Source organism: Flavobacterium sp. (genome assembly GCF_027484205.1).
Classification (GTDB): domain Bacteria; phylum Bacteroidota; class Bacteroidia; order Flavobacteriales; family Flavobacteriaceae; genus Flavobacterium.
Genome location: NZ_JAIXUB010000001.1, coordinates 275452 through 299218, shown reverse-complemented (window position 1 = coordinate 299218; position 23767 = coordinate 275452). Strand labels below are relative to the sequence as shown.

The following is a 23767-nucleotide window of genomic DNA, read 5'->3' as shown; positions in this document are numbered from 1 at the left end:
ACCTAAAAATTTATAGCAATATGATGCAAATAATAAAAAAATCGGAACAGTTTAATGATGTAATTTTTGGAGGACGATTCCACGCCAATAAACCTGTTTATGTAGGAAATGCTGACACTAAACCTTATTCAAGTTTATATTACTGGAGCAATGGTTATATAAATGAAGCTTGCGAATTTGGTCTTCATCCGCATGAAGGATTTGAAATTCTTACTTTTATTTTTGAAGGAAAAAATGAACATTATGATACTGCTACTCAAGTTTGGACACCATTACATGCCGGTGATTTTCAAATTATTCAGTCTAATAGTGGTATTCAACATCAAGAGAGAATTGAAGCAAATTCAAGAGCTTTTCAAATTTGGTTTGATCCAAACTTTTATGAAGCTATAAAACTAAATCCAAGTTATGTAGATTATTCAGGTAAAGATTTTTTACCAGTTGAAGAAAATGGTATTGCAACTATAACTTACATTGGTAATGGAAGTAAAGCAAAAGTTTTAACACCGAATCTAACCATTAAAAAACTATTTTTTGAAAATGAAATTAAAACAAAAATTTTATTGGATGCAGAAATGAGTTACACTTTTTATGTGCTTAATGGAAGTGGTTATGCCAATGATACAGCTATAGCTCAAGATGATGCCATAAGAGTTTCTAATAGTAGAGAATTAGAACTTAATTTTAAAGGTGAACTATTTTATATAGAAACACCAACAACAATAGATTATAAGCCAATTTGGACTATTTAATTTAGTGCTTTTAGTAAAAAAAAGTTCCTTATCTCAATGAAAAGGAACTTTTTTTAATTTATTGGGATTTCTTTTATCCTTTTAACTGATTCATAGCTGTAGGCCAATCTTCAATATGATAAATATCTTGAATAAGATTGTTCTCAACTGTATGAATATCAATTGTCATGATTTCGAAAGATTTTGTACCATCAGTTGGCAAACCCATAAAATCACCATTTGGCGTTCCTGTAGCTTTACTTCTTACAATATATCTATTTCCATCTTGTAGTATCTCTTTGATTTCCCATTTTAAATCAGGAATTAATTGCCAAAAATACCCTAACATTCCTATCAATTCATTTTTTCCTTTGCTATCAACACTACCATATGATACTAAATCATTCGCTAAAATAGGTGATAAAACTGCTTCAGGTGTTGTTTCTGAATTTACTGTTAATGCTTTTTCATAAAAAGCGGTAATGATTTCTTTGCTCATAATCTTTTACTATTTAATTGTTTTTCTAATTATTTGTACAAATATATGTTTATTAGTTCTATATTTGCAAGTAGTTATTATTTTATTACATACGTATTAAAATCATACTATTATGTATTTCAATTGTTTAAAATTTAAAATAAATGAAAGATTATCCTAAAATTGAAGATATGTCTAAAGAGGAATTTGAAATCTATTTTCAAAATTGTCCTATATCAAAAGCTATGAGTATCATTGGCGGAAAGTGGAAACCTATCATTCTTAACAGAATAAAAATGGATGTAAATAGATTTGGAATTTTGCAAAGAAGTATTCCAACGATAAGTAAACAAATGCTAACAGCTCAATTAAGAGAGTTAGAAGATAGTAATCTAATCGATAGAAAGATTTTTGCTGAAGTTCCGCCAAGAGTAGAGTATAGCATTACTAAAAATGGAGAAACCGTTTTTGAATTATTAGAAGCATTAGCAGCTTGGGGAAAAATGCAAAAGTAACCGATTTACTTTTTTAAAAAATAATTCAAATACAGAAACTCATTTTAATTAAACTCAATACTTTTGCCATCAACTGGAATGAATACTTTTTCAAAAAGTCCAATTTTTGACAATTCATTTTTTAATTGAACTCTTGAAGTAGGACAGTGGTTTACTGCTTCTAAATGATTTGCAATTACTTTATTTGGTGCGTTTTTTACAAACTTTAGGATGTCATCCATGCGCATTAATAACGGTTGAAAAATATCTAATTGTGCTGTTCCGCAAGCTACCACTGCAATTTGAGGTTTATATTCAACCAATACTTTATGAACATCGTCAGTGTAGATAGTGTCAGCGCTTAAATAAATTGATTTCTCATTAGGCAGTTCAATATAAAAACCCATCACATTTCCCATTGGTTTAGCTACAAAACCATATCCATGAACTGCAGGAATTCCTTGAATTTTGCCGTCTAGAAAATTACTTTTTTTCCAATAGTCAACGGTTTGAACTACATTTAATCCTTTTTTTAGTAATGCTTTTTCGTCTTTAACACTACAAATTATAGGTGTTTTTTTTGTTCGGAGAAAATTTTCTGCTTCTTTGTCCAAATGGTCTGGATGAAGATGCGTAAGTAAACAATGAGTCGTTTTTTCTACTAATGACATTGCGTTATTAGGCAAATCAACAATTGGGTTTCGTTGAGGTTTGAATCTAAAAAGTGTAAATGTTGGTCCAGCAGTTCCTTTTTTGCCTAACATTGGATCAACTAAAATTACTTTATCACCAGTTTCTATTATTAAAGTGGCATTTCGTAAATGATGAATTTTCATTTTTTGTTATTTTAATACCAATTATACATATAAAATAGACCAATCTACTTGTTCTTTATTTCCAATACATCTTCAAAAAATAATTCCGTAACAAAAGCTATGCAATGATTTTTTTCATTGTCTTGAAAAAAACAACAACTTCGCATCTTTAGACTATTTTATATACATAATTGGTATAATTTAAATGCAAATTTTGGAAATATAAAAATTATTTACATTGATTGAAATCAAGAAATACGATTGAATTAAAAATTAGTTTTCTTAATTTTTTTTGCGTTTTCACCCCATTTATTCAATTCGAGCAAAATGGGTTGCAAAGATACTCCTAGTGGTGTCAAAGCATATTCAACTCTTGGCGGCATTTCTGCAAAGATGGTTCGGGTTATCATGCCGTCAGCTTCTAGTTCTCTTAAATGCTGCGTTAACATTTTTTCACTTATTTGAGGAATTTCTCTTTTAAATTCACCAAAACGATAACAACCTTCACTCATTTTCCATAGTATTGCTGGCTTCCAACGTTTTCCCATTAATGATAGCGCAAAAATGAAAGGGCAATCTGTTTCTAATGCTTTTTCATTTTCGTGATTGGTGGAAGTTATTTTTCTCATAAATTATTCTTTATTTATATTTTTTGGTATAGATGAGTAATGCTTGTAATAAGACAAAAAACTCTAATCCTAAATATGCTAATAATAACCAATGTGGTTTACCGTCAGTGATAATACTCCAAAGTCTTCCTATGATTAACCCAATCATGACTATGATAATCATTAACAAGGCACTTTTTTTCATTTTTGGCTGAAAAACTGAGTAAATCCAGAAGCCCGAAAAAGCCAAGTATAATCCATTAAATGCTTTAAATACGTGAAAAGCATTTATATTATCTAACTCATAACCAAATAAATTTGGATAAAAATCTGGGTTTAACCCATATCCTAAACCTATTAATCCTAGTCCTAATCCTGTCATGATAAGGAACATATTTTCAAACTTATCTATCATTTGCTTACTTTTTGGTAACTACCCTACAATTTAGTTACTACTTGCAAAAATAATAGTATTAGTGCAATTTTGCAACTCAATTTTAATTAAAATTTATAATGAATATTAGTTTTATCGGTGCTGGAAATGTAGCATCAAGTCTTGGAAATCTATTTGAAAAAGCAGGTCACACTGTAAAATACGGAACTCAAAATCCTAACGAATATCAGTTATCTGTTGCTGATGCTATCTCTTTTGGGGAAGTAGTTTGTTTTGCTATTCCTTTTTCAGCAATGACTGAAGTGTTGACTGCAAATAAGGAACATCTCAAAGGGAAAATAGTTGTAGATATTACTAATGCCATCAATATTGCTGATTGGTCGCCTTTATTTTTAGGTGAAGATAGTGGTGGAGAACAAACCGCTCGTTTATTGCCAGAAAGTAGAGTAGTGAAAGCCTTTAATACCATTTTTGCTGATGTAATGAAACCTGAAAAACAATCATTTGATGGGCAAAAATTAACAGCATTTGTGGCTTCAGATGATTTAGATGCAGCAAATGTTATCAAGCAATTAACCGATGAAATAGGATTTTCAGGGTTAATTGTTGGTGGAATTAAAAATGCCAGACATATTGAAGCCATTGCTCATCTTAATATTTCTATTGCTCTTGCTGGTGGTGGAACTGATGCTGGATTTACTTATTTTCAAAGAAAGTAATAATACCAAATATGCATATAAATTAGCCCAATCTACTTGTTCTTTTATGCTAAAATTATTCAGAAAAAATATTTCCGTAGCCCAGCTATGCTAAGATTTTTTCTAAAATTTTTTTCTAAAAAATAACTTCGCACCTTTAGACTATTTTATATACATATTTGGTATAATTAACAATTTATACTATTAAATTATCATGATAGAAAAGCCATCAATGAAATTATGGACAGATGCTTGGAATGAAGCTGATGCGTTAAAATTTAAAAACATTTACGCAACTGATGGTGTTTTATTTCCGCCCAACAAACTATTAATTAAAGGAAATGATGCTATTCTCGAATTTATGAGAGCGGGTTTAGGAAAAGTTGAGGTAGTTTTTGAAGCTGAAAAAGTTGTTCGTAGTGAGAATCTAGTCTTTGAGTTTGGTATTTTTAAAGATGTTGAAAAAGAAAAAAATAAAACAACTGGTGAAGGTAAGTATTCGGTTACATGGGTATTAGATAACGTTACATGGAAAATACAATGTCATTCTTGGACGATGCCTATAAAGTTTTAAAAAACAGATTAAATTAGAAACGTGATATTATTAATTAAATGGTTAGTCTAAAATAATATTCTAATTTAAATCTAATAAAATTCAGAATAATTTTTGGGTTTTTTAATAACACAAAAGTTATTCTGAAATTAGTAATAAATAATTCTTGTGGCTGTTACTTTTTATTTTGAGTTTAGTAATTAAGTCAATTTTTTGTTTTAAAATTGTTTTATTAAACTCAAGTATTCTATACTTTTTTTCAATTTGTACAATGGAAGTATCGTCATTAACTCTTTTACTTTCTCTTCATCAATATCTTTAAAAATTAAAACGGCTCCATTTTTGGTTTGTCTTAAAAATAGATGATCTATAATGCCTTCTTCTTTCCATTTTGCAATAACTTCTTGCTCATGTTTAATAATTTCTTGAAAATTGTCTGGAAGGTTATCCGTGTCAATGGTTAAAATTGCTAGTATTCTGTTCATGATTTTAAGTAATTTAAGTTAATAATTTAAGTTTTTTAATTTTAAAACCCTATCCACAAAGTCATTCCGTTATAAAATGTGGTTTTATAATCAGCATAAGTTTCATAGAAATTTAGCTTCCTTGAATTGTTTGATTTTCTTTCTAATTCGGCTTAAGGTTTCGGGAGTAATTCCTAAGTAGGAAGCAATATGATATTGTGGTATATTTAATAACCAATCGGGTTTAGATTTAATGATGTTTAAGTAAAGTTCTTCGGCGGTATTTACAAAATGATTGAATTCTTCGGTTTCTTTAGTTACAACAATTTTTTGAAAGATGGTTTCGATGAATCTTAGATTTTCGTTATTTATCTCAAATATATTATGGGATGATTTTTTCAGTTTTCTATTTTTTAATTATTTTTTTTACCGTGCTTTTATTATCATCAGTTAGTTCCAAATAGTATATTCCTTCTGAAAGATTTGATATATCCACTACTTTGTCTTTATTTAAAATTTTATTGTATATTGTTTGTCCTAAAGAATTTGTAATCTTAATTGAAGCTTTAATTGAAATAAATTCATTTGTTACTAATGTGATTTTATCTCGACAAGGATTTGGGTAAATCATGAATTCTGATTTATCTGCATATGTACTAAGTTCTAGAAAATCATTATATATTTCTTGAATAGCTGATTGCATATTTGGTAAAGGTCCAATGTGTTGACTTTCAGTGTTGTTTTGAGGTATGCCTGTTTCAATTAATAAATTTCTCATTTGAATTGAATTAAGATAACCGCCTGTCAAAAAATGATAATATGATTGAAGTACAACAGTACATGCGGCTACCATTGCAGTAGCAGAGCTTGTTCCACCAAATAAAAAATAGGATTGATTAAAATCATCTCCAATAGTAGCCCAATTATTTGAAAAATCTGAATTACTTCCAGTAGTTAGTACATTTAAACCCCAACCTTGAACATCAACTCTTGATCCATAAGTTGAAAAAGATAATCTGCTATGATATAAATCTGGTGTTCCTGCTCCAATAATTATTGCTCCACTATCACCTCTATTCAAATAAGATGAATAAAAAGATGAATCTAAATTTTCACTACCATTTCCAGCCGACGCAACAACTATAATTCCAGCATCAGTTGCCGCTTTTGTTAAATCCCAAATTACGTTACTAAATTCTGCGGGAACAAAATTATTATTTTCTCCATACTCTTGCATTTCATATATAATGACATCACCAGCGGCTGAGTTTTGTATTGCTTGACTAACTGCATATACTCTATTATAACCCGATTGTTGCCATTCCGGAAAAAGTATCATTTCTTGAGCACCAAAAGCAAGTCCTGTTATGCCATAGATTCCATTGTTAGCAAAGTTAACACCAAAAACGCATGTTCCATGTTCTGTATATAATTGATTTGCAGATGTTGAAACATTCATTCCTGCTGCAATATCAGCATTCATTTCATTTAACTCTTCATGATTTTTATTAAAGCCATATTCAATATCACGAATTCTTATTCCAGCTCCATTTAAACCCAGATTCCATGCATATTGCATATTTACACCCGGATTTGATTGAATGTATGATTGTTCTGATTGAAAGTTTGGTGTCGCTGGCGCTAAATCTGAGGGTGGAGGAATAGGATTGATTGAAACCAAATCGCTGTACTCAACGGCTTGAAGTTTTTCTAGTTTAGATGCTAAATCAATTAATCTTGAATTTGATGGATTAGATATCATAACTTTAAAAATATGATTTAGCTTCTTCAAAGAGCTTGAATTTTTTGATATTTTTTCAGATGTTTCGTGTAAGCGTTGCAATTGATCATCACTAATAGAAAATGCTTTTTCAAATGTTATATGAAATTCTTCAACAATAGCTTTTATTTCTGGGATAGCTTTTATTATTTCTTTACTATTAATATGGCTATTTAAGTTTAACTCATTTGTAAAACAAACATACAATTGATGTGGATTATCATTTAATATATGAAATTGTCCTTTTCTATTTTGAGAAGAGATTTGAGCTAAATCTATATTTTGAAATGAATTCCTATTCAATAATCCACATGAAGACCAAACGCCATTTAGGTAGCCTTTGAAACAGTTTGAAGATAAATCATTTATGATCATATCGTTTTCTGGGTTAGCAAATGAAGCTGTAGAGGAAACTTTTGAAATAGCTGAGCGTTTGGTTTGGCTTTCAAGTTCTAAAGCAGAATTAGTTGGATTATCACTTTTTTTTACTTGTGCTTGTAGCGCTACTGTAAGTAACAAAAAGTAAATAAATAATGTTTTTTCTATAAACATCTGTTTTTAAATTGATTAGTTATAATTTTTCTATTTTATTTTGATTTGTAGAGTTATTTAAATAATTTAATTTTTTTTCTAATTCGGCTTAAGGTTTCGGGAGTAATTCCTAAGTAGGAGGCAATATGATATTGTGGTATATTTAATAACCAATCGGGTTTAGATTTCATAATATCTAAATATAATTCTTCGGCGGTATTTACAAAATGATCGAATTCTTCGGTTTCTTTTGTTACAACAATTTTTTGAAAGATGGTTTCAATAAATAGTTTGCCACAATTGTATTGATTTGTAAAAATAAAGAATTGTTCTTTAGACAAAACTCTTAAAGTTACGTCTGTAATGCATTCTTGATTTTTTTTTGTTTTGGTTGAATTTGTAAATGACGTAAAGTCTGTTATAAAACATGAGTTTGTATAAAAATTGATGTTTTTCTCCTTCTCATTTGTTGCAAAATATTCGCGTACAATGCCTTGGTCTAGAAATCGAAGTTCGTTTTCTACAGATTCGCTTCTTAGAATAATTTCTCCTTTAGTATATGTTTTTCTGTTAAAAGTAGCGACAAACTCCTCTAAACCTTCTTTGTTGAAAGGAAATTCATTACTGAAAAATAAAGAGAGTTTGTCTTGATTCATTTCCCGATAACAGCTACTTATTCACTGTTCAAATATTATATAGATAATTGGTTTTTGAATAATTACTTTTAATAATAGAGTAGGCGAAGACCATTTGTAAAGGAACAAAATCAATCATTACTCAAGTTTATAAATTTTCATGATTTTATCAAGTTCTTTAGAAAAATCAATTTTAAGGTCTATAAGTTTTCCTGAATGGATGTCAAAAACCCAACCGTAAACCTTTAATCCTCGTTCTTTGTGTGCTTGTTGTACCGCAGCAGTTTTGATTAAATTGATGCATTGTTCTTGTACGTTGAGTTCGATTAATCGATTGTAGCGCTTTGCATTGTCTTCAATAGTATCCAATTCATCTTGGTGTAATCTATAAACATCGCGAATGTTTCTTAACCACGGATTTAGAATTCCTAAATCTGCTGATTGCATCGCTGCTTTTACACCACCACATTCATAATGCCCGCAAACAACGATGTTGTTTACTTTTAAATGTCTCACGGCATAATTTAAAACAGACATGACATTTAAATCTATAGAAATAACCATATTGGCTACATTTCTATGGATAAAAACTTCTCCAGGATTGGCACCCATTAAATCTTCAGCGGTTACTCTGCTATCACTGCATCCAATGTAAAGTGTTTCGGGACTTTGACCTTTAGCAAGGTTTTCAAAATAATTTGGATCTTGCGACAATTTTTCAGCCACCCATTTTTCATTATTTTTAACTATTTGTTCAAAATTCATATTTATTATTTTTAGAGTAATACATTGTTTTCTGGCACCACTTTATCAGGTAAATTTTCTTCATCCATCAGTTCTTTTAAATCGATTTCTATGTTGACGCAAATGGTGTAAATAGGAATATCATTTACCGAATTATCGAATGGATTTTCTGAAAATTCGCCAATTTGTTCCATGGTAAAGAACACCCAAGAAATCATCATGGAGAAAGGTATTGTTAGCCAAACACCCCAAGAAGCCAATTGACTTAAGTCTTTCATTAAACCAAATGGAACTAAAGCAATAAACAACACTACAAATACTCTACTGAAAATGCTGTATTGTCTAAAAAGTGGTGTTGATTTTATTCGTTCGCAACCGCCTTGCAAATTGAATAACTCATTGATGTGTTTTACTAAATCACTATGTTCGTATTCGTCTATTTTTTTCTCTCTTTTCAATTTTGTTAAATCGAAAATTTGACTTTTAAGTATTCCAGAAGCAGCATTATTTTTAGACTTTAGCTTTTCATAATAATTTAATTTATTGTGTTGCTCTAAAATTTTTTTTAATCCTTCATCAAAAGCATCTAATTCGCTTCGTTCCCCATGAAATGTTTGATGTAGGTTTTCTTTACTGGTAGCCCAAGGAATTGTTTTACGTAGTTGAAGACGAAGGATATTTACATAGGCAATGTGTCTGTATATCAATTCTTTTGCGATTTCTTTATCTTCAATTAATGCTAAAGCTTGACAGGCAAAATTTCTACTGGTATTGGTAATTCCTCCCCAAAGTTTTCTTGCTTCCCAAAGTCTATCATAGGCTTGGTTGTTTTTAAAACCAACATAAAATGCTACAGCAGTACCAACCGAAGCAATTGGCACAAAAGGTATTGCAAGAAAGGTAAATCCACAATATTTATATAAAACAACAGCAGCAGTACTTATAATTGCTGTTCGAAGTAAATTTTTTCGAGCAAAATGCCATATTAAATTTACAGTAAAATCTTTTCCGGTGTACATAATTAATTATTAAATTTCAATTTTTTACTTTATTTGTTCTGTGAAAATATGTTTTCTTTTTTGTAAATGATTGAAAAAAGTTTAAACAACTTCATTACTTTATTAATTCATAGGATAAGCCACAACTTGATCTTCACCCCAAACTCCACGACCAAAATTATACATATTCCAACCACTAGCATTAAACAAGTCGCACCCTCTTCTAAAAAGGTAGTATCTTTTTATTGCTCCAGAGGTATTATTTATTATAATGGTTCCACTACAAACACCATAAGCTAATGGTCCAGCTATACTGCCTGCAAATAAGGGTGCGCCAATTATATCAGTGTTGGTGTAAAAAGAAGGTGAAGTAGATAAGGAAGCTCTTATCCAAGCTCCAGTATTGTTTGTTGTGGTTATTCCACCGCCTACATTTATTAATAAGTTTCCTTGAACCGACCATTTGCCAGGACTTAAATCAATGTATGCACCCGTGTAGTAATCGGTTGCGTTTATAGGTAATGTTTGTGCGGATAATGGGAAAACAACATTAGACGAAGGAATAATTGAAACATTGTTTACCCATGTTAAATTGCTCCCAACTTTTGTTAATACTTGTCCACTAACTCCTGTACTATTATTTGAATCGACTATTTGAGTTGTTTTTGTATTGCCATTTATTTCGAGATTAAATGAAGGGTTAGTTACTCCAATTCCAATATTGCCATTGCTTAAAATTCTCATTTTTGAGGAATTTGCCACTTGAAAATCTAAAAAACCTGATGTTAGTGTCGTGTTGATTACAGAGCCTGTGAACGTTGTGCTGTATTTTCCAATAATTATTTCTCCCAGTTGATCGTCTTTGAGTAAATAATTTGATGATGCTATTGTGCCATTTACATCTAAATTATAAGAGGGAACTTGATTGTTTATCCCTACATTGTTTGTAACTCCGTTTACATAGAAAGTGCCATTGTCGAAGTTCACATAACTTGAAATCCCCACTGTTCTATCAGAGTTGATTACTCCATTAGAATTGAAAATGTTTTTACCTGAGTTTTCTATCCATATGGTGCCATCCCAATACCAAATACTATTTGTGTCCGTATCGAAAACTTGCAGTCCCTTATCTACTGTAGCGGAAGGAGTAATGGATGTTCTTTGTAAACTGGTTACTCTAGGTATTAAAAGTCCTTTGTCGTTTGCTGTAATGTCTAAAATAGCATTACTACTTGGTGTTGTCGTATTGATACCAATTTGTGCAAATGATTGACAATACATTAAAAGTAAAATATATTTGAAGCTTCCTCTTTTCATATGTTTATAATTAATTTTTATTTGTTATACACGTTATGCATTGCTAGTTAACTATCGCTTAAATCGCCTTTTAATCATTTGTGATGCTACTGTAACTTCTTGTTAATAGCGATTTTATGCTTTATAGTTTTTATAGCTTAAAAAAGAACAATATATTCTCCTTTTTACTTTATATTAAATACACTTATAAAATAGTTTAATGTGCTTTTTCTTTTTTCTAAAAAATAACTTCGCATCTTTTGACTATATTTATATACATTTGGTATTACACTTTTTTAATATTAGTGTTTTGGTAAATAAAAAGGTACTGGCTAAAAAAATAAATACTTTTACTTCTTATTAACGAACTCTTTTTTAAGTTCATTAATCACTATTTCTGTAATATCGGTTTCTGGATCTATATAGACAAATGAAATTGCTTGCGTATCAAATACTTGTTTGTAATTTAGTTTTTGAGCAATTTTTTTAATAATGGCATCCACTTTTTCATAATATGGAGTTGCTATTAGACTTTTATACTCAATAAGTTTTTCTTTTGATTCATTTTCAAAATCTACCAATTCTTGTTGAAGTTCTTTTGAACGTTGAATTACTTCTTTTGTTTTTTTATCCTTTGGTTTTTCTAATTTTAGACTATCAGCATAAGCAATAGTTTTTTCTAAAGTGCTTTTCTTTATTTCGTATTCTTTTGAGTATTTGAGTTGCTCTTTTGCCATAAGCGTGTCAATTTTTTTAAAAACATCTAACGATGACAAAACGCGCTTACTGTCAAGTGTAGCCGTTTGTGCATTTATGACGAATGGAAAAAGCATTAGGATTGTGTAAAGTATTCTTTTCATCTGTTTAAATTTTATTTGTTTTATGGTGCTTATGTATCGCTATTTTCATTGGTGTTTACATCCGCAAACTTGTTGTTAATAGCGATTTTATGTGTTTAAATTTTATTTTTATCAATTCAATAGGGTATGTCTAGCTAAATTAACTTTGAGTCGTGTTAATTTTATTTAGTAAAGTATAACAAGCAAGAGTTTATTTATTATGATTTATAAGTATTTTAAAAAACTAAAACCATTAAGAAATGCTTCTTAATGGTTTTAATTGAAGTGCCAAAGTATTAATTACCTAAGTAAATGAAAGTGTTAACACTTAAACTTTGTGGAGTAACATCAAGTGTTTGTTGTGTTACACCACCATTTATTGATGATGTCGTTAATGTATGCGTATGAGTTCCTGCATTACCTGTTGTAGCGCCAACATTTGAGTTTTCTTGCCCAACTACTACTGCACCAGAACCACCAGCTACAATCTCTCCAACGTTACTAGTTCTTACGTAAGAGTGATTATGATCTCCATTACTAGATGTAGTTCCAGATAAAGTTACATTTGGCAATTGATTTTGGGCAATGGTTTTATTCATACTACCGCTAACACTTCCTAAAGTTGTACCGTTTTGCATTAATACGCTACCTGTTGCATTAGGTAAATTTGTACCTATTCCTAAAGCAGTTGCTTGTGTTTGTTGTGTTGTGGTTAAAGTAGATATTAGTCTTCCGTCTAATTTAATCCATCCACTATGATCTGCTGTTTGTAAACCTGTTTTAACATCTCCAAAAGACACCGCAGCAGGAGTTTGCCAAGTAGGAGCTGCACCAGAACCAGCACTAGTTAGTACTTGTCCAGTAGTACCAGCGGTATTGTTTGGCATTAATGAACCAGAGAATTTTACATTTCCTACTACATCTAATTTTTGTGTAGGTGTTACTGTATCTATACCTACAAAACCACTAGAATTAATTGACATTCTTACCACACCAGAAGTTTCGTCTGCAATGTTCAACCCTATATTTGGCCCTGTAGCTCTACTACTGAAAGAATATGAGCGACCGTTAGTGCCAGTATTATTTAAAATCATTGCAGCGTTTTGCCAAGCTGTAGTAGCATCACCAGAAATATGTAATTTAAACGATGGCGTTGCTGAACCAATACCTATATAACCATTGTTAAAGTTTAAAGTTTTTGTAGCCATTTCAATAGTTGTATTGTTTACTAAAGTACCGCCAAACGATACATTTGTAGAACCACTAACCGCTGTTAATCCGTTAGTTGCTGTTATAGAACCTAAATTATTTACAGTTACTGAACCGCTTGTTGACAAACTTTTTGCTTTTAAGCACCACATTACCGAAATATTGATAGGACGTGTTTCGCTATCGCCACCCGCTAAAGTATGATTGTGTGCTCCTAAAGCGGTACCGGCAAAAGTATGATTGTGTGCCGCTAATGCTGTACCCGTAAAGGTGTGCGAATGGCTACCGCTTGATTGTATGATTGATGTTGTTGCTGTACCCGTAATTGGTCTGTCTGTTGTTGAAACTGTTCCACCACCAGCACTCATACCATTATGAAAAGCAGTTGGATTAGCACCTGCCCAACCACCATCATTTCCTCTTAAACCAATTGGGTGTTGATGCGCACCATCTGTTGATAAAGATCCAGAAGGAGTACCTGCAGAAACAGATGAAATAGATCCTGTTGGTGTACCTGCGCTTACACTACTGATTGTAAAAGCAGATGAAGGTAGTGCTGTTGCTGCTGCCTGAGTTACACCTGCAGTGCTACCTCCTCTTAAAAATCTTCCGTTGGTATTGATGTCTATTAGTGTAAAGGTTGTTGCGTTTGATGTACTAATGAATTGATTTGGGTACAAACTGTGCATGGTTTGTAAATCTGTAAAATCTGCCCAATTGTAGGTACCTCCATTTAATGGTAAAAGAAAATCAGGCGGAATGGTATTAGCTGGCCATGCTACTACATAACCTAGATCTAAACCTGAACCTGCTTCATTTTTTGTGTCGAATTTTACCCACTTTGTTCCGTCATAAGTATAAACTCCAGGAACAACACCTGTAGAACCTATACCTGAAGCTGCAGAATTGTAAACCACCATTCCTTTACTTGCTGCAGTGACTGGAATTGTTGTTACGTCATTTACATCAGTCAAAGCTACTTCAGCTAATTTTAAACCGGCCTTAGTTCCGTTAGTTTCTAACTCAAGTAGAGAACCGTCTTGTAGTGTAGTGACATTGTTGCCAATTTTCACTTGAGCATTTATTGTTGCTGTCACTATCAGTAAGCAGACAATAAAGATTTGGTTTATTCGTTTCATAATTAACATTTTTTAAATTAACCTCTTTTAATTGATATTTAGCATTTTAATTTTAATTTATCTGTATCGAACTTAAATGCCTGATATAATTATATTTAATAATTATGCACATATAGTATTGTTCTAAATTTGAAAGCATTAAAAAATATTATATAAGTTTTTTTCAATACTATTTTTGTATAAAAAAACTTTAAAACTTTAACAAATTTATTATTGTGTTTTATTATGATATATATAATTATTGATTTAAAAAATGGAAAATAAACATTGATTTTTTTTTGGGTTGTTAAAGTAGCTTTAAATAAAGTACTTGGATTTTTATTTTTTTTTAAAAAATAGGAATTTCTTTACTCAAATTGAAAGAATAATTAATCATCTATTTTTTTGAGAACAGTGCTTGCATTGTCAATTTTTACTTCGTCGCCATTTTCATTCAGCATTTTTAAACCTTCTTTGACTATTTTAAAGTTCCTACCATCTTCTAGTTTGATACTATTATTATTGTTATTCCATTGAAACTTGCCCTTGTTAGCATGTTCTTTGTGGTCATAGTATTCTAACAATTGATAGGTTAGATTTTTATTTAAAGTAATCTTGACTTTTATTGAACCTTCATACCCTTTTAGATTGCCTTCATAAACTCCAATCCATGGTTCTTTTTTTTCAAGATTTTGTTCTTTATTTTGTTTGTTGTCAATTTTTTGAGGAGTTGTTTTTTTGTCACAAGATGAAATCAAAATCATCATTGATGCCATTGCAAGTAGTTTTATTTTTTTCATTTTCTTGATTTTTAAATTATAATAGTCCGAAAACTAGCAATTACCTTATTACATCTTATAAATAGCAGGAAATTTTAGATTCAACTTATACCAATTATACATATAAAAATACCCCAATCTAATTGTTCTTTTTTTCCAATACATCTTCAAAAAATAATTCCGTAACAAAAGCTATGCAATGATTTTTTTCATAGTCTTGAAAAAAAATAACTTCATATCTTTAGACTATTTTATATGTATAATTGGTATTAATTTTTAATGTGTTCTCGCGAAGGCACAAAGGCACAAAGAATTTAGATATAATTGTTATAAACTGTGCCTTTGTGGCTTTGCGCGTAAAAAAGAAAATTGTTTTAGCAATAACTATTTTAATCGGACAACAATGATTTTAATTTGTTTTTTTACTCTTTTTTATTGGTTTAGTTTTGATTTTATTAAAATGAGAACTATGAATTTGATTAACTATTTGTTGTTGATTATTTTTGTTTTAAAAAATCATTTAAAAACGACATTACTTTATTAAATTGGTAGGTTTTATAAATAATATAGCCATTGTTGTTTATAATGTAAAAAGTGGGTGTTACAGCAACGAGAAAGTTTTTAAAATTTGGATCTTCCATTCCTTTTAAGCTACAGAAATTATCACTCCAAGGTAAACTTTTTGCTTTTTCATTAAAAGCAGCACTATCTGTATCTGATGAAAAGCTAATGAATTGAACATCGTTATTCTTAAGTAATGAAAAATTTTGTTTAACTTTTTCAATTTCTTCCTCACAATGGTTGCATCCTGTTTCATAAAACAACAGCATCGAAAGTTTTTTTTCGGGCTTATTTGCGCTGTTTTTTTTGCTATTGTTAGAATTTGGAAGTTGTAGTTTAGGTGATTTTTTCCCTAGGTGTAGTTTTTGATTGTTTTTAAATTTTAACAAATTTTCATCGGAAATTCTACCTGATTGTATTAAATAATTTTCTATGTTTTCTTTGTCCTTTACCCAATCCAGGTTATCCGAAATGAATAGTGCATCTTGATAGAAGGTTTCAAATATTTCTTCCTTTTTTATTTTTTTTAGTATTGAAATAACATCGTCACCAAACCTTTCATAAAATGGTGCAGATTCGTTATATATATGTAATGTGCTTCGAACAATTGGTACCCAAAATCCAGAAGAATAGAGTAAGTCAAAATCGACATCATTTATAAAATGATTGCGAGCAGTAGTTTTATTTTCTATGTTGTTTACAGTTGTGTTAGCGGTTATTTCATTGGCTAAAATTTTTAATCTAATATATTTAGCTTCAAAAGTAGTGCTAAGCGCAAGTGAATCGTTTATTGTACTAATCTTTTGTTGAATACGATTTTTTTCGTTAAATAATTCTTTTAAAAAAGGGTTTTTAGCTTCATATAGACTGCTCATTTTGTTTATGAGCATGCTTTTATTTTCTAAATTTTGTAATTGAAACAGGCAATTAAAAATAGTAGTGTTTGTAGGCGAGTTTTCAATAATAAAAGAGTTAGATTTTAATTCTTTAGTAGAATTTAAAATACTAATATTTTCATTTTTATTGTATAAAATGCGTATTGGCTCACTATTTTGAACTGAAAATGCAAGACTTACATTTTCCTCACTTGTAGTAAAGTTTATATTGGTTTCACCAAAATTATTAAGTTTTTGTTTGTAAATAGTATCTGCCCTGGAGCCCTTATCAATCCAACATTTTAGTTCTTTATCAGAAAAATGAGGTATTGAAAAATGAATAGATTGTCCAAAAAAAGAAGGACAGTAGAAAAAGAAAAAAAGAAATATAAGTAATCTCATTCAATAAAAAAAAATCTACCCTCAATCGAGGGTAGATATAGTAAAGATTTTTAGTTTACAGGAGTACAAAATAAGCCAACTCTTCCGTCAAGATAAGTGGTTGCATATATTCGTATCCCTTTCACGAATTGACCAGGAGGACATGATACACTATGAGTGTTATTGTCATAACCTATACCAGGACCTTCCACGTCAACACCACCACTTCCCACTTCTGTTGTATAGCCTGGATTTAGTGCGGTACATCTTAATTTCAAATTACCATCTAAATAAGTGGTTGCACGAATTTCAATACCTGTTGCTATTGTGTTATCTGGACAAACCACTCTGTGGAATTGATTGTCAGCACCTATGCCTTGTCCTGAATAGGCTCCAAAAGTAGTCACTGGATAATTATCATTCAAATCAGAGGCATATACCACCGAGTTAGAAGTGTTTAATTTGTCTTCAAGTGTTCTGCCCCAAACAAATAAATTACCATCTAAATAAGTACTTGCATACATATCCACTTGATAAATACCATAAGGACCCACTTGACTTTGAACAGGAGAACCTTGAAGTAAACTTACCCAGTGCCATCCATTATCAGGTTCTACAGCAGTAGTTGAATTAGCACCTCTTGCGTTAGTAATTGGGAAATATCTAACAGAATGTGTACTTGAACACGATAGATTTTTGTTTGTCCAAGTAGCTGTTAATGTTCCTGATGCTGTAGCAGTACCTTCAATAATATAATCAATGGTAGCTTGTTGACCTGGTTGTATTGTAACAAAACTTGAAGTTACTGATGTAACAGATAAACCAGAAACACCAGAAAGGGCAACATTTGAGGTTGCAAAATAAAGACTTACTGGGAAAAATAAAGAGGTATTGGTTAAAGTAACTCTGAATATTGGTTTTGTTGAGATTTCGTTTGTGCTTTTTGCTGTATAAATAGTGTTTAAAATTGCGCAACTTACATCAATTACGCTAGGTTCAGCAGTAAGACAAGTTGACCATTTTCCGTTCTCGAAACTTCTAATACATTGTGATGATTTATCATACACCATCATACCATTGACAGGGTTAGTTACTAAAGAAGTATTATCTACCCTAGTAATAAGTAGCGCTTTGTTTGTACTTTCTACTTCAAGGGCAGAACTGGGGTTAATTGTTGTGGGGTTATCTCCAATTTTAACTTGACCATAAGATACTAAACTTATGGAAAGGACCAGTATTGAAATTATTTTTTTCATTTTTAAAATTTAATTAAACTTTTGAATTTTTTAACGACTTCATTCATAAAAAAATGCACTTAATAGATGAAGATAATTTTATTTCGCGTGCAAAAGTATTGTTGTATTTTTTTTCATGATATCTTATAATTGACATAAAAAACGATAAATGTATATTCTGTTTTGTTTTATTTATTTGAAGTTTGCTTATTGTTAAAGTTTTTAGGAAATTTTTTCTGTTAAGTTTCAGTTATGCTGTCCTATCGACCAGCGTGACAAATCGCATAACGAGCACTACTGATGTCAGTGCTCCTTCGATGGAAGGACTGACTGAAAGACCTTAGTAGTAGAAAAGAACAATCATTTTATTGGTTACAAAGAGCGTTAAAACGATGTGCTTTTATTGCATCTCGTTTTAGCTTTTAAAAATATTTTTTCGCCACTGATTCACTTTTTACATTGTATAATTGGTATAATTTTGATTTTTATTGAACCTTCATAACCTTTTAGATTGCCTTCATAAACTCTAATCCATGGTTCTTTTTTTCAAGATTTTGTTCGTTTTCAATTTTTTGAGGTGTTGTTTTTTTTTCACACGATGAAATCAAAATCATCATTGATACCATTGCAAGTAGTTTTATTTTTTTTCATTTTCTTGATTTTTAAATTATAGTAGTCTGAAAACTAACAATTAACTTATTACATATTATAAATAGTAAGAAGTTTTAGATTCAACTTATACCAATTATACATATAAAATACCCCAATCTACTTGTTCTTTTTTTCCAATAAATCTTCAAAAAATAATTCCGTAACAAAAGCTATGCAATGATTTTTTTCATTTTCTTGATTTTTAAATTATAGTAATCCGAAAATTAACAATTACCTTATTACATATTATAAATAGTAAAAAGTTTTAGATTCAACTTAATTTTTTAATGAGATCTCGCAAAGGCGCAAAGGCACAAAGAATTGAGATATAATTGATTATTAGAAGTTTTTTTGTAGCTACTGGTTATAGCTGTTAACAAAAAACTTGTAAAACGTATGCGTTTTACAAGTTTTAATTAATTTTTTTGTAGTAAATATCTATTTTCTAAACTATTCTTCTTTGAATGTAAGTATAACATTTTGAATAATAATGTTTTCTAAGTTGAAGTATCATTTTATTGGTCAAAAATAGTGATAAAACTATACGCTTTTAGTGCATTTCGTTTTAGCTTCTAAAAATATTTTTTGCCACAGATTCACTGATTTTTTAATTGTTTTTAATCTGTGATTCTGTAGCAAAAATTTATGGATTAATTACTCCATCTAACTTCCCAGACTTTCAGTCTGCCAAACCAAATTTATGGACTTCTAGTTCATAGTGGTTTAGTTTCAATTTAGTCAACAAAAGAACAGAATTAGCACATAAAATTGTTCCTATGACTATTGTGCTAGTTTAAAGCGGTAACCGTTAATGAAGGTGGTACACCAACATTACCAAAGCTAGAAGGACTTCCTATTAAAGTTGCAGTACCATTACTGGTTTCAACCAATTTCACAACAATAGTTACATCTGCCGAAGTTGCATTTACGTATGCGGTTGTGGTTCCTGAACCACTAAGAGGAGTATTATATTCAATATATGCTAATGGAGCCAGCAAAGCATTAGTTGCACTATTATAAATACCAAATCTAGCGGATGCGGCACCAGTAGATGAGATTGAATTCCCAACATTAAAATCAACGCGGTAATACCTACCCGCTGGCAATCTGATACCTGTGGTACCCACCATAGAAATAGTACCTAAACCTAAAGAATATGGTGCTTCACCGCTAAATACTACTTGACCACCAATATTTACAGTTTGCTGGATATTACCTAGATAGGTTTTGCAACCACCTGCTACAATTGCAGAGGTTTGTAGCGTAACTACATTACCGCTGGCATCTACACCCAGTGGTGTTCCAGTAGTTGCTGGAGCGGCAGAGGTAAGGTTGGTAAACTTTAGCCCAGAAGTATTTGTTGAACCAGAGTTTACCTCTAGTCTTGCAGTAGATGTGCCAGATCCAACACTAACAATGCCACTACTGTTCATTGATAATGAACTAGTACCAGCTCTTAACCATAAACCTGTAGATGACTCAATTTGAGAAGGGTCAAAAGCTGAAAGTCTTGGGGTTGATAATTTTAAACCGCCTGCAGAACCACCAATAGCTGAAGGTGATAACATTTGGATAACAGAATCATAGGTATCCATATAAGCCCTAATTATAGAAGTCCCAAATGTAGTTCCATTATTGTTATTCAATGATAATGAAGGAAAACCACCTGTTGTGCTTCCGCTTATATCTAAAGTTGTAGTTGGGGCTGTAGTTCCAATACCTATTTTACCATTGTTAAAACTTAAATTTTTTGTACTCATATCGATAGTCGTATCATTTAGTAATGTACCACCAAGTGATATAGTATATGAGTTAGCAGTTAAACCGTTATTTGCGCTGGCCGCAACTTCTAAATTATTCACAGTAACGGAACCGCTTGTTGCTAAACTTTTCACTTTTAAACACCACATTACTGAAATATTGAATGGACGTGTTTCGCTATCGCCTCCTGACAAGGTATGATTGTGTGCTCCTAGAGCGGTACCTGTAAAAGTATGATTGTGTGCCGCTAATGCACTACCTGTAAAAGTGTGCGTGTGATCTCCAGCACTATTAGTTGTATTTGCAACATTTGAGTTTTCTTCTCCAACTACTACCGCACCCGAACCTCCTGAAACAATTTCTCCTGCATTACTCGTTCTTAAGTAAGTATGTGTGTGAGCACCACCTGTTGATAACGATCCAGAAGGCGTACCCGCAGAAACCGATGAAATAGATCCTGTAGGTGTGCCAGCGCTTTCACTACTTACTGTAAAAGCTGTTGTTGGTAGTGCCGTTGCATCATCTTGTGTTACCCCTGCTGTGTTACCTCCTCTTAAAAAACGACCATTGCTATTGATGTCTATCAATGTAAAGGTTGTTGCTGTTGAAGCACTGATAAATTGATTAGGATATAAGTTATGCATATTTTTCAAATCTGCATAATCCGCCCAATTGTAGGTACCTCCATTTAAGGGTAAAAGAAAATCTGGCGGAATGGTATTAGCTGGCCAAGCCACTACATAACCTAAGTCTAAACCAGTATTTGGTTGGTTTTTAGTGTCAAATTTAGCCCATTTAACACCATCAAAAACATAAACTCCTGCTACTACAGCAGCTTCACCAACACCTGAAGCAGCAGTGTTGTATACTAACATTCCTTTACTAGCAGCAGTAACTGGAATTGTTGTTACGTCATTTACATCAGTCAGCGCAACTTCTGCTAACTTTAAACCTGCTTTGGTTCCGTTTGTTTCTAACTCAAGTAGGGAACCATTTTGTAATGTGGTAATATTGTTACCAACTTTAACTTGCCCATAAGATACTAAACCTAATGAAAGGAGTAGTATTGAAATTAATTGTTTCATTTTTAAAATTTGATTAACTGTTTTTTAAAATTTAATTTAACTTTTTCAATTTAGTAACTACTTCATTCATAAAAAATAGTAGCTATAAATGAAGATAATTTTATTTCGTGTACAAAAGTATTGCTGTATTTTTTTTGACGGTACCTTTTTATTGATATAAAAAATGATAAATGTATATTGTGTCTTGTCTTATTTTTTTGAAGTTTGCTAATTATTAAAGTTTTAGGAAGTTTATGGTGTAAAGTTGAATTCTTTTAATTGACTTCCTTGGTCCCCCATTTTTGGTTATTTTTTCATTATGGAGTAGGGTTGGTGTACCGCTTTGTTTAATTGTTCAAAAAATTTCTTTACCTGCACCACAACTTTCATAATGTGGAAGGAGTTGTTTATTAATTAAAATTAAAAGTTTAGAAATTTTTAAAGAAGAAATCTAATGATGAGTTTGGACTTATATTTGATAATTGAGTAATAAATTTAATATCCTATAAACCTATAAATTTGTCTAATCTACTTGCTCTTTTTTGTTAAAATTATTCAGAAAAATAATTCCTTAGCCAAGCTTTGCAATATTTTTTTTCTCAATAATAATTACGTTTCTCAATACTATTTTATATATTTTAAAAGACAAATTCAATTTCTAAAAAAAAATTTCAGTAAAAAAAAAAGAGCTGCCTTTTTAGACAGCTCTTTTCATAATCAAAATGTTGTTTTAAACTTAGTTATAGAATTTCTAACAATTATTCAAGAATAACTGCAACTCTTCTAGCTAAATCAAGGCTAATTTTACTATCTCCAGTATATGACTTATCTACACCACCAGCGGAAAATGACAATCTAGATGCATCTATACCGCTTGCTGTAATTATATTGAAAAGTTTTTGAGCTCTACGGTTAGACAAATCTTTATTTGTTTTTTCACCACCTCTAACATCAGCATAACCAACAAGTTTTACTTTTGTTTCTGGATATTTACGTAAAAATTCAATAATATAATATATGTTATTAGTTGAGCCACTATTAGGTGTATCTTGATTTACATTATAAAAAATATTTACAAAACCTTTTTCAATTAGTGACTTGATTGCATCGTCTTTTGTTGTAGAGGTTGTATTAATTCCGTCTTTTCCATCATTAGGAGTTCTTTCAAGTTCGTCTGCCACACCATTTCTATTGTTATCAATAAAACGTCCTTTAGTATCTACTTTCAATCCAGCAGGAGTATTGTTTTGACTATCTAAATAATCAGGGACTCCGTCTTTATCAACATCTGAAAGCATGGTTTCAATATCATCTAGACGTCTTCTGGCTTCTTTGTCTTCACTTTTTATTTCTTTTAGCATGTCTTTTTCAAGATACCAATCAGCATGTTTTTCTTTTTTACCAAGATAAACTGTAAGACCAAGTGATGTATTGTATAACATTCCTGAAAGGTTGTTATCTTCTGCTGAGTAAGAACCGTCCCAATTAAAATGTTGACGCACATTGCTTAATACACTAAAGTCACCTGTAACGACTAACCATTTATTAATTCTTAGTTGTGGTGTTAATCCTACAATGATTCCGCCGTTATCTTCAGTGACATCTTTGTTTACTCCCATTTGAGGTGTAAGTTGAGATACCTGAATACCAGCATGTCCTAGAAGATTGAAACGATTAGTAAACGTTTCGAATGCCATAATTCTACCTAAATTCGCTACACCTTGAAGTGCAATTCTGTATTGCTTTACCTCGAATGGTAATGAACCACTACCTGATTGATTTGCGACTTCATCTGATGCTAGGTCGAATTTTAAACCAAATTTATTGCTAAACATGTAACGCACACCTAAATCAATATGATTTACATCACTAAAATTGAAGTATTTAGACGGATCAGAAGAATAGTAACCTGGTGTAAAAGGTCTTACAGCTTTGTTTTGACCTACATTAACTTCTATAGACCAACTATTAAAGGGTTTCTTTTCTTTAGAAGTTGTATCATCTTCTGTTTGGGCAAAAACAGTAGTGAAAGGTTGTGATAGAAGCAGTATATAAAATATTTTTTTCATTTATGT

21 protein-coding genes are annotated in these 23767 nt (G+C 31.0%); 4 read left to right on the top strand and 17 right to left on the bottom strand.

The window, feature by feature from the left end; translation table 11 throughout:
- The first annotated feature begins 20 nt into the window (after positions 1-20).
- Positions 21-752: a pirin family protein gene (locus tag Q0049_RS01335; protein ID WP_298115617.1), complete on the top strand. Its 732-nt coding sequence runs from the start codon at positions 21-23 to the stop codon at positions 750-752.
- Between the two features lie 73 nt (positions 753-825).
- On the opposite strand, the gene Q0049_RS01330 is transcribed toward Q0049_RS01335, so the two are convergent.
- Entirely contained in the window at positions 826-1230 is a 405-nt protein-coding gene (locus tag Q0049_RS01330; RefSeq protein ID WP_298115616.1) for an ester cyclase, read from the bottom strand.
- Positions 1231-1373: 143 nt separating this feature from the next.
- On the opposite strand from Q0049_RS01330, the gene Q0049_RS01325 reads away from it, so the two are divergent.
- Complete coding sequence (locus Q0049_RS01325) at positions 1374-1724, top strand: helix-turn-helix domain-containing protein (RefSeq protein ID WP_298115615.1); 351 nt, start codon at positions 1374-1376, stop codon at positions 1722-1724.
- A gap of 44 nt (positions 1725-1768) precedes the next feature.
- Here Q0049_RS01325 and Q0049_RS01320 read toward each other — a convergent pair whose 3' ends face one another.
- The 3 genes from Q0049_RS01320 to Q0049_RS01310 form a co-directional block, all read right to left on the bottom strand.
- Positions 1769-2539, bottom strand: coding sequence for an MBL fold metallo-hydrolase (locus Q0049_RS01320; RefSeq protein ID WP_298115614.1), 771 nt, complete (start codon positions 2537-2539; stop codon positions 1769-1771).
- 245 nt (positions 2540-2784) lie between these two features.
- On the bottom strand, positions 2785-3147 hold the full coding sequence (locus Q0049_RS01315; RefSeq protein ID WP_298115612.1) for a helix-turn-helix domain-containing protein: 363 nt from the start codon (positions 3145-3147) through the stop codon (positions 2785-2787).
- 10 nt (positions 3148-3157) lie between these two features.
- Complete coding sequence (locus Q0049_RS01310; RefSeq protein ID WP_298115610.1) at positions 3158-3541, bottom strand: DUF4345 domain-containing protein; 384 nt, start codon at positions 3539-3541, stop codon at positions 3158-3160.
- A 98-nt stretch (positions 3542-3639) separates the two neighbouring features.
- Between Q0049_RS01310 and Q0049_RS01305 the strand changes: the two genes are divergently transcribed.
- Positions 3640-4239, top strand: coding sequence for an NAD(P)-binding domain-containing protein (locus Q0049_RS01305; protein ID WP_298115608.1), 600 nt, complete (start codon positions 3640-3642; stop codon positions 4237-4239).
- Positions 4240-4432: 193 nt separating this feature from the next.
- The gene (locus tag Q0049_RS01300; RefSeq protein WP_298115606.1) at positions 4433-4792 is read left to right on the top strand and encodes a nuclear transport factor 2 family protein; all 360 of its coding nucleotides are present in this window, start codon (positions 4433-4435) and stop codon (positions 4790-4792) included.
- 197 nt (positions 4793-4989) lie between these two features.
- On the opposite strand, the gene Q0049_RS01295 is transcribed toward Q0049_RS01300, so the two are convergent.
- From Q0049_RS01295 to Q0049_RS01235, 13 genes are all read right to left on the bottom strand, one after another.
- Complete coding sequence (locus Q0049_RS01295) at positions 4990-5256, bottom strand: hypothetical protein (RefSeq protein WP_298115604.1); 267 nt, start codon at positions 5254-5256, stop codon at positions 4990-4992.
- 385 nt (positions 5257-5641) lie between these two features.
- Positions 5642-7567, bottom strand: a complete 1926-nt coding sequence (locus Q0049_RS01290; RefSeq protein ID WP_298115602.1) for a S8/S53 family peptidase — start codon at positions 7565-7567, stop codon at positions 5642-5644.
- Between the two features lie 53 nt (positions 7568-7620).
- Positions 7621-8202, bottom strand: coding sequence for a Crp/Fnr family transcriptional regulator (locus Q0049_RS01285; protein WP_298115600.1), 582 nt, complete (start codon positions 8200-8202; stop codon positions 7621-7623).
- 117 nt (positions 8203-8319) lie between these two features.
- Entirely contained in the window at positions 8320-8946 is a 627-nt protein-coding gene (locus Q0049_RS01280) for a carbonic anhydrase (protein WP_298115598.1), read from the bottom strand.
- A gap of 11 nt (positions 8947-8957) precedes the next feature.
- Positions 8958-9944 (bottom strand): bestrophin family protein, encoded by a 987-nt coding sequence (locus Q0049_RS01275; protein ID WP_298115596.1) that lies wholly within the window; start codon positions 9942-9944, stop codon positions 8958-8960.
- A gap of 102 nt (positions 9945-10046) precedes the next feature.
- Positions 10047-11240: a hypothetical protein gene (locus Q0049_RS01270; protein WP_298115593.1), complete on the bottom strand. Its 1194-nt coding sequence runs from the start codon at positions 11238-11240 to the stop codon at positions 10047-10049.
- 329 nt (positions 11241-11569) lie between these two features.
- Entirely contained in the window at positions 11570-12079 is a 510-nt protein-coding gene (locus tag Q0049_RS01265; protein WP_298115591.1) for an OmpH family outer membrane protein, read from the bottom strand.
- A gap of 275 nt (positions 12080-12354) precedes the next feature.
- A complete protein-coding gene (locus Q0049_RS01260) occupies positions 12355-14406 on the bottom strand; it encodes a hypothetical protein (protein ID WP_298115589.1) in 2052 nt (683 codons plus the stop codon).
- Between the two features lie 368 nt (positions 14407-14774).
- Positions 14775-15185: a copper resistance protein NlpE N-terminal domain-containing protein gene (locus tag Q0049_RS01255; protein WP_298115586.1), complete on the bottom strand. Its 411-nt coding sequence runs from the start codon at positions 15183-15185 to the stop codon at positions 14775-14777.
- A gap of 476 nt (positions 15186-15661) precedes the next feature.
- Positions 15662-17002 (bottom strand): redoxin domain-containing protein, encoded by a 1341-nt coding sequence (locus Q0049_RS01250; RefSeq protein ID WP_298115583.1) that lies wholly within the window; start codon positions 17000-17002, stop codon positions 15662-15664.
- Positions 17003-17052: 50 nt separating this feature from the next.
- Positions 17053-18237, bottom strand: a complete 1185-nt coding sequence (locus tag Q0049_RS01245) for a hypothetical protein (protein WP_298115580.1) — start codon at positions 18235-18237, stop codon at positions 17053-17055.
- 1418 nt (positions 18238-19655) lie between these two features.
- The gene (locus tag Q0049_RS01240; protein ID WP_298115578.1) at positions 19656-21713 is read right to left on the bottom strand and encodes a hypothetical protein; all 2058 of its coding nucleotides are present in this window, start codon (positions 21711-21713) and stop codon (positions 19656-19658) included.
- Between the two features lie 737 nt (positions 21714-22450).
- Entirely contained in the window at positions 22451-23761 is a 1311-nt protein-coding gene (locus Q0049_RS01235) for an OmpA family protein (RefSeq protein ID WP_298115576.1), read from the bottom strand.
- Between the last annotated feature and the right edge of the window lie 6 nt (positions 23762-23767).